The sequence below is a fragment of the Paraeggerthella sp. LCP19S3_G8 genome, from assembly GCF_052119225.1.
In the GTDB taxonomy this organism is placed as follows: domain Bacteria; phylum Actinomycetota; class Coriobacteriia; order Coriobacteriales; family Eggerthellaceae; genus Paraeggerthella; species Paraeggerthella hominis.
Genome location: NZ_JBQKFQ010000006.1, coordinates 193,733 through 204,747 on the forward strand (window position 1 = coordinate 193,733; position 11,015 = coordinate 204,747).

At 52.1% G+C, this 11,015-nt stretch carries 8 protein-coding genes and 1 rRNA gene; 5 read left to right on the top strand and 4 right to left on the bottom strand.

Annotation, left to right across the window (positions count from 1 at the left end; all coding sequences use genetic code 11):
* Nucleotides 1-89 precede the first annotated feature (89 nt).
* Both ACTQZK_RS08780 and ACTQZK_RS08785 read right to left on the bottom strand, forming a co-directional pair.
* A complete protein-coding gene (locus tag ACTQZK_RS08780; protein ID WP_225748877.1) occupies nt 90-1,424 on the bottom strand; it encodes a lipopolysaccharide biosynthesis protein in 1,335 nt (444 codons plus the stop codon).
* A gap of 361 nt (nt 1,425-1,785) precedes the next feature.
* Complete coding sequence (locus ACTQZK_RS08785) at nt 1,786-2,691, bottom strand: glycosyltransferase family 2 protein (RefSeq protein WP_441899383.1); 906 nt, start codon at nt 2,689-2,691, stop codon at nt 1,786-1,788.
* 172 nt (nt 2,692-2,863) lie between these two features.
* Between ACTQZK_RS08785 and ACTQZK_RS08790 the strand changes: the two genes are divergently transcribed.
* The 5 genes from ACTQZK_RS08790 (at nt 2,864) to ACTQZK_RS08810 (ending at nt 8,585) form a co-directional block, all read left to right on the top strand.
* Nucleotides 2,864-3,598 carry a glycosyltransferase family 2 protein gene (locus ACTQZK_RS08790; RefSeq protein WP_114567736.1) on the top strand — a complete coding sequence of 245 codons (735 nt, stop codon included), beginning with the start codon at nt 2,864-2,866 and terminating at the stop codon, nt 3,596-3,598.
* A 14-nt stretch (nt 3,599-3,612) separates the two neighbouring features.
* Nucleotides 3,613-3,990 carry a DUF2304 domain-containing protein gene (locus tag ACTQZK_RS08795; protein ID WP_114567735.1) on the top strand — a complete coding sequence of 126 codons (378 nt, stop codon included), beginning with the start codon at nt 3,613-3,615 and terminating at the stop codon, nt 3,988-3,990.
* Nucleotides 3,991-4,018: 28 nt separating this feature from the next.
* Nucleotides 4,019-5,197: a glycosyltransferase family 4 protein gene (locus tag ACTQZK_RS08800; protein ID WP_225748875.1), complete on the top strand. Its 1,179-nt coding sequence runs from the start codon at nt 4,019-4,021 to the stop codon at nt 5,195-5,197.
* A gap of 22 nt (nt 5,198-5,219) precedes the next feature.
* Nucleotides 5,220-6,068, top strand: a complete 849-nt coding sequence (locus ACTQZK_RS08805) for a LicD family protein (RefSeq protein ID WP_114567733.1) — start codon at nt 5,220-5,222, stop codon at nt 6,066-6,068.
* Nucleotides 6,069-6,458: 390 nt separating this feature from the next.
* Nucleotides 6,459-8,585, top strand: coding sequence for a L,D-transpeptidase family protein (locus ACTQZK_RS08810; RefSeq protein ID WP_225748874.1), 2,127 nt, complete (start codon nt 6,459-6,461; stop codon nt 8,583-8,585).
* 103 nt (nt 8,586-8,688) lie between these two features.
* Here ACTQZK_RS08810 and ACTQZK_RS08815 read toward each other — a convergent pair whose 3' ends face one another.
* Together ACTQZK_RS08815 and rrf are read right to left on the bottom strand one after the other, a co-directional pair.
* Complete coding sequence (locus ACTQZK_RS08815; protein ID WP_441899387.1) at nt 8,689-10,728, bottom strand: NlpC/P60 family protein; 2,040 nt, start codon at nt 10,726-10,728, stop codon at nt 8,689-8,691.
* 195 nt (nt 10,729-10,923) lie between these two features.
* Nucleotides 10,924-11,015, bottom strand: a 5S ribosomal RNA gene (gene rrf / locus ACTQZK_RS08820); the annotation flags it as partial.

The window sequence follows — 11,015 nt, forward strand, 5'->3', positions numbered from 1 at the left end:
ACAAACTTTTAACAAACCACTAACTAACCTGCATATCCTCCAATAAGGTAAGCAAGAATCGAGCACTGTCGTAAGTTTGAAACTACCCGCTAGAAAGACCCTTCCCTCAAGCCACGCCTCACCAACGCAATCAAATACAACGCCATGACCACGGCACCTATTCCATAGGACACAATCATGGTAAAGCTCACGCCATTCATGCCAAATGCGTTCACGAAAAAAAACGTGACCGGCAGCGCGACGACCGCAGATAGAGTATTTCCGACAAAGCTCCCCTTAAAACACCGAAGAGCGACGAGCAAATCGTTAAAAAACCATACGTAAGCCGAGACAATAGCGCTCATGATGATAGGGATCAGCAAGTACGTGTACGGCTCGATGCTCTGACCGAAGATAAGCGTCAGAAGCCAGGGGCCCAAAAACTCGAAACCGACGGCACAGACAACTCCGATCGCCGCAACGCCAAGCACAACCTTGCAAAATGTGACAGTCAAATCCTTAGCCCTCTTTTCGGCGTACTGTTCGGAGAAAACGCTAAGCAAAGGACTGTAGATATAACTCGCGCCCATCTGGATAATAGCAACAGGGGCGGCAACCGAAGCATAAATGCCCAGCGCTGCCTCGCCCTGCGAAAATGACAAGAACTGACGCGGAATCGAAGGAACAGCCGCACAAGCCACGGCAGCTATCACAATAGGAAAGCAATACCTGAGCAGGTGCAGGGCTTTTTCTCGCGAGATCCCAACCTTCATCGACTCGAACCGACTCGAGCGAGGGTAATCATACAGCACGCCCACCAGCACTGTGACAACCGTCATCGAAACAAGCGCAAGCTCGAGACTCGACGTAGCTACAAACACCGAGCAAAATGCCGCAAGAGTGAAAAGGCCCTGGATGATAAGGGACTTCCCGATGTAATCCATACGTCTGTTCACTTGGTCGAGACCGTGGAGCACGTCAATCAAAAGCCCCGCAACCTTGTATACCGCATACAGCACAACAGCAAGAAGGCTCGACGTCGGGCAGGTCAATGCAGCATAGACGAGGCATCCGAGCAAAGCTGCCGAAGACGTAATAGCACGGAAGGCAAGATACTCTCCGACGGAATTCTCGCGCTTCACATCGGATACTTGGTAAGTGTACATGCGGTAGATAGCAAGAGGTGAAAATATATTGTACACCGACATCGCGAGAGAGAGGGTACCTGCAGCCTCGTATCCGTCTGACAGGCGAACCACCAAAATGGTAATGAGCCATTGGCAAGCCAGATAGGTAATCGACCCACCGGAATTCCACAGCATGTTCTGCCTGATGGACAGGGGCTCCACCCCATTCTCGGCCATCGACCGACTTTCACGCCAATCACTGCTCATGCGATCCGTCGCCTCTCTAATAAGTGCGGCAAAAGTGAAATAGATCTGCATGCTAAGGGGAAAGACCCCGTGCAATCCCCAAAAGCGACGGTCGAATTAGCCCTACGGCCCAAAAAGAAAGCATAAGCCCGCGAATCGAAGCTACAACACGAACCAATGCGTTTTCCAGGCACGACCATGTTCTCATCGGCGACCCTAAAAAAGAGGGGAGTTGCAGGCTCACCCCAATACGACGTTAGCCACTCGCGTTCACTCTTGGATTCCTTGCGCGACACGACGCCAAACAACATCCCGGCATCAAGGCAAGATACCGAATCACGCTTTCGACAGAGAGCATCGATTTCCATCGTAATTTCGAATTTGAGCCATTTCGCCCCATCGAGAGTAATCTCTCGCATAGACTGCTCCTTGCTCAACGATACACGGTCTTGCACAGCAAAACCGCCGGCAGATAGGCGAATGCAGCAATGATGGGATTGGGAGCATTTTTTACGCCGCTTTTCATGCCGCTTAGCTTACATCCAACCAAATAAAGGATGGAATTATAGAATTTTAGGTACAAGGTATCTGAATATTCGATATACATGCGCTTAAGAATCCGGTATCCGATAGGATTCCGCTTCGTGATTTCCCGAACGTTATGAGTATAGCCATCTTCAAGATACTCCCGAACGATGAACACTGAATCAACCACTCCGAGTATATATTCGAGATCTATCTGGTGATATACATACGGCTCCGCCATGAACTTCTCGCCTTCCGCAACGAAAAACGGGTAGCGCCGCAGGATCTCGGTACGATAAACGAGTGCTGAATCCCCTCTATGCCCCTTCTTGTAGTACAGATTCCAAAAAGTGATAGTCCGTTCACCTTGTGGCATGCGCGTGCCAAGCGGAGTATTCTCATCACGACCACATAGTCCCACAAGCCCAGCGACCGAAGTATTCGCTCGATAGACCTCCCATGCATCCAGAATCACTTCAACTGCGCACGGCACAAGCACATCGTCGGAGTCTACACAAAAGAACAATTCGCTCTCGCAACACTCTACCCCGGTGTTATGCGCCCGCTGCTTTCCGCCGTTCTCCCGCTTGACGTACACCACCCTAAACGAAGATTCGGAAGAAAACCGCTCCACCAAAGAACGCGTCTCATCGGTGGACCCGTCATCGACAATGAGCCAGTAAAACCGCTGGGAGGTCTGGGCTTTCAAGCTTTCGAACAAAGCCTCCAGCATGTAAGCCCGATTATAAGTAGGGGTAAATATGCAGATGTCTTCCATTACATGAATGATAGCCAACGTCACCGCTTTATTCAATAAGGCGTCCGTATAATCCAAATACGCTCACATCGCTTAGCAAAAAGGGAAGGGCAAAAAACACCGGATCGTCCTTCGGGCTTCGTCGAAAACCCTCAAGGACTTAACGTGTTTTTCGCCAGCTTCGCCACTTTGCTACCCCTTATCGTTCCGACACGGTATACTTCAAAGCATGAATACCTCAGATACACATTTGAACAAGCAGCACCTGAAAGCTCTGGTAATCATCCCCGCGTACAACGAGCAAGAGAGCATTGCCTCGGTCGTAGGCGATGTAATTGCCGCAGGATACGACTATATCGTCGTCAACGACGGGTCGACGGACGAAACCAAATCCATATGCGAAGCAAATGGATTCAATATCCTGAACCTCCCCCAAAACCTCGGCATAGGCGGCTGCGTCCAGGCAGGCCATAAATACGCACTGCGTAATGGCTATGACGTAGATATTCAATTCGACGGCGACGGACAGCACGATGCCGCCTTCATTTCGCATCTCGTCAGCCTCGTCGAAGCGGGATCTGACCTAGCTATCGGATCCCGCTTTGTGAACGACACTGACGGCTTCCAATCGACCGCCCTTAGAAGGTTGGGCATTGTTTGGTTGTCTTTTTGGATAAGGCTGTTCTCCGGCAGGCGCATAACCGACCCTACGTCAGGCTTTCGGGCTTCAAGCAGAAAAGCCCTGACGCTGTTTTGCGAAAACTATCCAACCGACTATCCGGAACCTGAGTCAATCATGCTCGCGATCAAGTCAGGATTGTCCGTCGACGAAGCCTCCGTCATCATGCACGAACGTCAAGGCGGGAAATCATCCATCAGAGGACTTTCCAGCCTGTACTACATGATCAAAGTTTCACTTGCTATCTCAATTGTCAGCTTTTCGCACAAGCGTGCACGATCATAAAGGGAGAGGGTTTCGTGTTTGTTCTTCAGGTCGTTGCAATCATCTTGTGCATTGCCTTTTTTGCATACGTCATCCACCTCGTTGCACGAGAAAAGCTACTCCTCAAATACTCTTTGCTCTGGATGGCGCTCACGATTGCTATTTTACTATGCGCTTTGTTCCCGCTGCCTCTGTACCAAATCTCAGCCCTGCTAGGCTTCGAAACGCCCTCCAATTTCATCTTCTTTATTGGGTTGTTTTTCCTGCTGGCCATTTCACTTTCGCTCAGTTCGATTGCAAGCAAACAGGCAGGCATGATCAAGAACCTCGTGCAAGAGCAAGCATTGTTAATAAAGGAACTCAATAATAAAGACGAAAGCCCGCGAAACCCTTCCGACACTGACGCATCCTAAGCCAACATACGAAGAAGCTATTCGGATCATGAAGAAAACCTTCTGCATATTTTCCGCCCACTACCTTCCACACGTCGGAGGGGTAGAAAAATACACCCAGCATCTCGCTCGCGCACTGTCCGAACAAGGGAACCGCGTGATCATCGTTACTTCGAACGTGCACGATCTCCCCAATACAGAGCTCCTTGAGCAAGAAATCGAAATAGTTCGCCTGCCCTGCTACAAGTTCCTCAATGGGAGATATCCAATCACGCGTCATAACAGCACCTATCGAAAGCTCGCGAACTATCTCCTCGAGCAAAGCATCGACTACATAACCATCAACACTCGCTTCTACCGTCACAGTCTCGAAGGAGTAAAGTTAGCTGAGCTTAAGGGCATCCGACCAATCATCGTAGATCATGGATCCGCTCACCTAACCATGGGTAACAAGATAGTCGATCCCTTTGTTGCCATCGTTGAACACGCTGTCACCGAGTTGGTAAAGCGCCATTCTGCCGACTACTACGCCGTTTCCCAAGCGGGTATTGAATGGCTCCGGCATTTTGGCATCGAAGCATGCGGCGTGCTCAACAATTCCATTGATGCGCTAGCTTTTGCGGAAAGCGCCTCGCATCGATCATTCCGACGTGAGGCCAATTTGTCGAACAATGCATTTGCCGTAGCCTTTACCGGAAGGTTGATCCCGGAAAAGGGCATACCCGCACTCGCAGAAGCAGCACGCATGCTAGTTGACGAACCTTTGATTCATTTCTTCGTTGCAGGAGAAGGCCCTCTTAAAGAAACCCTAACGAAAGAACCACTCTCAAACGTAACCTTCCTTGGACGTCTGGAAGCACGGGATATATCGGCTCTGCTTAAAGAGTCCGATATATTCTGCCTACCCTCGCGCTCGGAAGGATTCTCAACCTCTCTATTAGAAGCAGCAGCCTGCAAGGCGGCGCCCCTTGTCACCAATGTAGGAGGCGTGCAGGAGCTTGTACCAAGCGATGCATTCGGCGTAATACTCCCTTCAGCAGACGGTAAAACGATTGCCGACGCAATACGCGATCTCAACCGAAATCGCGCTCGGTGCCGCGCCATGGGAGAAAGCATCAACAAGCTGGTAATAGATAAATTCTCTTGGAACGAAACAGCGCGCTTAACATCTCTTGCCTGCTCCACTGCGCAAGAGCGCAATGCAGAAGCACTTCATGAAACGCTCTAAAGAAACCACGTAGGAGACAAGTATGGACAACTCAGAAGCATTGAAAAAACTTCAGGGTATCGAGCTTGAAATCCTGCTCGTGCTAAAAGACTTTTGCCTTCAGCACGATATCGCATGGTTTCTCGACGGCGGTACAGCACTTGGGGCAGCGCGCCACCAAGGCTTCATCCCTTGGGACGACGACATCGACGTCGGCATGATCCGCGAAGACTACGATCGTTTCGTATCCCTTGCAAAAACCAGGCTTCCAGCAGGCTTTTCTTTCCACGATGGGTCCAACACCCCCGGTTATGCCGCCATGTTTGCCAAGGTTTATAAAGACGGGACAAAATACTACACCGAAGAAACTATAGAAGCGGGATGCAACCAGGGAATTTTCGTTGATGTTTTCCCCTACGACCGGCTCGAAAACACTCTTGACCTCAGAAAAAAACAAATTCGTAACGCCCGAATATGGCAATCGATTCTTTACCTATATTACACTGGAAAAATCGTTGTACCGCACAAGGGATTGCTAGGTGCAGCAGAGAGGGGCATGTGCAAAACCGCTCATCTCATTGTATCGAAACTCTGCAACCCGAACTCGATTCGAAAGAACTTCGAACGATCCATCCTTTTTGGGGAAGGAGATTCGTCGTCTCTGTACCTCTCTCTTCCATGGCCTAATGTTCCCGGATTCAGAAGAAGCGACCTGCTCCCCGCAACCATGCTCCCCTTCGAGAAACACGAGTTCCCTGCGCCCGCACTGTGGAAAAAGTTCCTGGAAGCCACTTATGGAAATTGGGAGCAACTTCCATCTGTAGAAGACAGGCACACGCATCTACCTAAATATCTTGATTTCGGAGACGGTACATCTTGGTCAGCTGAATAAAAGCCGCGTCGCACGCCCCTCTCGAGTACGACAAATCACCCAACCGATATCCCTTTGCTGCAAACCAGACCCATCGACAACACCCGACAAGAAGATAGCCTCGGAATGATATTTCGACTGGACGTTGCCGAACTTCGCATACATCACGCATCCAGCCATGCATATCGAGTCAATACCGATCTCCAGTTGACCGAGCAAGAGTCAATCGAGCAAAAGCGGTTCCATGGCATTGCATTACGCATATTCGCCGAACAGCTTGCATAACGGACTTATATCTCTCACCGATCTTACGCAACGCGCTGCCCATGCAACCATGTGCAGCGCTCAAACCTGCTAAACTAATTCTAATGAAATAAGTAGTTGCATTGGCGCCAAAGCAAGGAGGTCATTATGAAACGAGCAATCGCCTCTTCACCACCCGAAGTGCAGTTCATGCGAACAGGTATTTTTCGTATGCTGGTCGTTCTTTTTGGCACTGCGGTTCTGCTTTCAATAATCTCTTTCGCCGAGCCCTCGTACGCAAATACCGAAAACCGCTCCGCTATCACGACACAAGATTCACTTCAGAATGACACCGTCGAACGAATTGAAGAAAACGATTCGAATAGTAAAAAGCAGATAGACAAGCCAGTAAGCATTTCCGAACAGCCACTGCCAAACATAGTCAGCGGCGAAAACGCCTCCCAAAAAGATGATCCTTTAGATGATGAAAAGAACGGCAACGCCGAAGACGACGATCAAGCCGCTCAATCCCCCACTGACCCCTCAGAACCCATGGAAAAGGGGCTGGCATTTCATGCGAGCGACACTTCCCCTCACTTGACCGCCTTCTTCGACGGAAAGGAAACCGCTCAGTCTGGATGGGTGCTCCACGAAGGCTTTTGGTACTGGTTCAACAAAAGCCCCTATGCCACCGAGAATTCCTGGGTCAAAACGGGTGGCAGCTGGTATTACCTGGATGAAACCGGAAAAATGAAAACAGGGACGTTTTCGGACGGCAACCGCACCTACCTGTCCGATCCTAGCGGACGGATGCTGAGCAACGGATGGCATCGTTCCGGCGGAGTTTGGTACTGGCTCGAAGCCAGCGGAGCCGCAAAAACCGGATGGCTCCGCGACGGGGGCTCCTGGTACTGGCTCGATCCCGAGTCCGGAGCGATGGCGACCGGCTGGTACCGGGACGGCGCCGCCTGGTACTACTCGGACGGCTCGGGGGCCATGCTGGCGAACCGCTGGCTCAAGCAGGGCGGGACGTGGTACTACCTGAACCCCTCGGGGGCCATGCGCACCGGATGGCTCCGCGACGGGGGCTCCTGGTACTGGCTCGACCGCACGTCCGGGGCCATGGCCACGGGGTTCGTGGACGACGGCGGAACGGCGTACTACTGCGACGGGTCCGGCCGCATGGCTGCGAACCGTTGGCTCGGTAGCACGAAAAGCGGTTGGTGCTGGGCCCAAGCCAACGGCGCCCTTGCAACAGGATGGGGATACCTGTCGGGCAAATGGTATTACTTTGATCCAGCAAGTCCTCAGCACCGTGCAAAAACAGGCCTGTACAGCGTCGGAGACAATCAATGCTTCTCTGACGCCGATGGAGCATTGTACATGAATCGCTGGGTAAGCATCGATGCGAACGAACGCCGATACGCAAATAGTCAAGGCTACCTGGAAGGGCGGCAACTCAAGAATTCGTCGGGAGCGTTCTCGTTCGTCAACGCCGACGGCAGTCCCCTCTCTGGCTGGCAGGTTATCGGAGGCCATTATTTCTACGCGAATCCCGACACTGGCGAAATGGCAACCGGGTGGCTCAAGCTTGACAATACCTGGTACTACCTGAATTCTCAAGGAGTACGGCAGACCGGCTGGGTGAAGCTCGATGGCACCTGGTTCCTACTCGGCTCCGACGGAGCAATGAAAACGGGTTGGCAGAAACTGGGGGGCACTTGGTATTACCTGCACGATTCCGGCGCCATGGCAACCGGTTGGCTGAAGCTCGGAGATATCTGGTATTACCTCGAATCAAGCGGAGCGATGGCGACTGGATGGCGAACGATCGGAAACGTAAGCTACTACTTTGACTCAAGCGGGGCTTGGGTCTCCTCCGATGCGCGCATGACGAATCTTGCCCAGCAATTCCATAGCAGCACGCCTTGGCTAATCATGATTGACACGACAAATTGCATGCTCGGCATTTTCAAGGGATCAGCGGGGAATTGGACCTCAGTATCGTCTTGGCCCTGCAGTCCTGGCAAGGCGTCAACTCCCACGGTTCTTGGAGAATACACCGTCGGCCTAAAAGGCTATTCGTTCGGCAGCGGCTTCACTTGCTATTGGTGGACCCAGTTCTACGGCGATTACCTTATTCATTCAGAAGTGTACTATCAAAACACGTTCACCTGGATGGAAGGGACTATGGGCGTTCCGGGCTCTCATGGTTGCATACGACTGCCAATCGATCAGGCAAAATGGATCTACGACAACATCCCTACTGGAACCAAGGTGTACACGTATCGCTAAACTATTTCTCGAAGACGCATAACGTTTGACGCATCTCTACCAAAACGAAGTATTCGCAAGTCCAAGGCCTCCCGCCCGGAAAAGCGGGAGGCCTTGGACTTTATTACGACAAGATCCTCTGCACCGTAGTCGTGGAAGCACCTTTCGACGCAAGCGATACATACTGGCAACGCCCGCCAAACGTAGGCTCCTCGTAAATCATACCGCCCCCCGCATACAAAACAACATGCTCAGGCAATATGGGATTATAGTTCGGCCATGCGCCGTAGTACATAAGAATGATATCTCCTGGCTGAGCATCGCCGAACACCCTTACGCCACTATGCATCTGATCATACGTTTCAAACCCAATATCAATTCCCAGCTGCTTATACAAGTACCAGGTAAACGAAGCGCAATCCATGCCTCCGTCTTGCGGATATACACCAAGCCACACATAGGGAACACCTAGAAGAGATCGAGCCGTACGCATAATGATGTCGATGCCTGCTTGACGATCATGCCGACCAGACCCGTTCATATACCAATATGTACCATCAGAAATTCTCACGCTGGAATTAGCCGTCATGGCTCCACTATTTTTCAGATAGTACCATTCCCCATTCTCCTGAAGCCATCCTGTCTGCATTGCCCCAGTCGTAGACTCGAGATAGTACCAAGTGCCGTCCACGCAAATCCAACCGGTCTTCATGACCCCATTCGAAGGATCCAAGTAATACCAAGTCCCGGAAACGCTAACCCAGCCGACTTGCTTAATGCCTGAAGCGTCTGCATAATAATGCAGTCCATCTACTTCGAACCATCCGGTCCGCAGAACGCCCTTATCTTCCGGATCAAAGTAAAAAAGCTTTCCGCCGACAGCGCGCCAACCAGCTTGGCCATCTAGACAAACAATGCGATTTTGATCATCATACTCCCCAACAAGAGCAACCTCACCCGACGCATCAATAAAGCCGCAGGCGCCGTTTCCCAGCGATACCCACACATTATTGACCATTGCACCGCTGCTCGAGAAAAAGTACTGTCTACCATCAATGGTCCGCTCACCAACGGCCATCGCACCTGTCTGAGGATCGAGCCAATAGCGAGCGGAGCCCTCTTGGAACCAACCCGTACGAACGGCGCCCGACTTACTCAGCGCATACCATACACCGCTCTCGTTGATCCAACGGTTCGCAGCCATGCGGCCGGACCCGTCGCAGTAGTACGCCGTTCCGCCGTCGTCCACGAACCCCGTGGCCATGGCCCCGGACGTGCGGTCGAGCCAGTACCAGGAGCCCCCGTCGCGGAGCCATCCGGTGCGCATGGCCCCCGAGGGGTTCAGGTAGTACCACGTCCCGCCCTGCTTGAGCCAGCGGTTCGCCAGCATGGCCCCCGAGCCGTCCGAGTAGTACCAGGCGGCGCCGTCCCGGTACCAGCCGGTCGCCATCGCTCCGGACTCGGGATCGAGCCAGTACCAGGAGCCGCCCTGTTTAAGCCAACCCGTACGAAGCGAACCCGACGGAGTCGCGTAATACCAAGATCCTTCCGTACGCACCCAGCCATTACCCGTAAGAAGAGCTCCGTTTTGATGGGCGTGATAAAGGGTCGACCCCACTCGATAGCTCCCGGAAAGCATTGCGCCGCCTTGAGCCGGATCAAGATAATACCAAGCTTCACCCAGTTTCAACCAGCCAGTTTCGATCTCGCCAGATGCGGCTGCGTAATACCATGTGCCTTCTATCGACAGCAACCCTTTGTCATAAAGCGTGCCATCATTATTAAAATAATAGATTTCGTTCTGGAGCAAAATAAAACCACAAGCTGCAACATTACCGTTAGTAGGATCCAAATAGTAACGCTTCCCCTGATCAGAGAGCCATCCGCTCACAAGCTTCCCCTGGTCATCGGCGTAGTATTTCATACCGTCAAGTTCATTCCAGCCAGGCACATATAAACTGCCGGGTTTTTCGCCCTCGCTCTTTTCCTGTGAATCATTAGCCTTTTCTTCGAGAAATTCATTCTCGCGAAGAGCAACGCTACCGTCATCCCCTGCAAAAGCAACTCTCGGATACGAAACGCTCAAAAACAGGAAGGTCGCCACAAGACAGGATACTAATGCAGCAACAAGCACCCGAAAGCGAAATGAGCTAGCTCTTGCCATGACGTCAGCCTTTCATGAGAATCTAATTCATTTTTCAAAGTTTAGCATACTAATAACCGTTAAGGATAAGGCTCCCCCTCGAGCGGCGGACGGCCCCGCGCAGCTCGCCCGCCCCCCCCCAACGCGAAAGGGCCCCGGAACCTGTTACGGCTCCGGGGCCCCTGGGTCTCGGCGGAATACGCCGAGCGCCCTGCGCGAGCGCGACGTCCTATCCTCCCACAGCCTTGCGCTGCAGTACTTTCGGCGATGGCGGTCTTAACTTCCGGGTTCGGAATGGGACCGGGTGA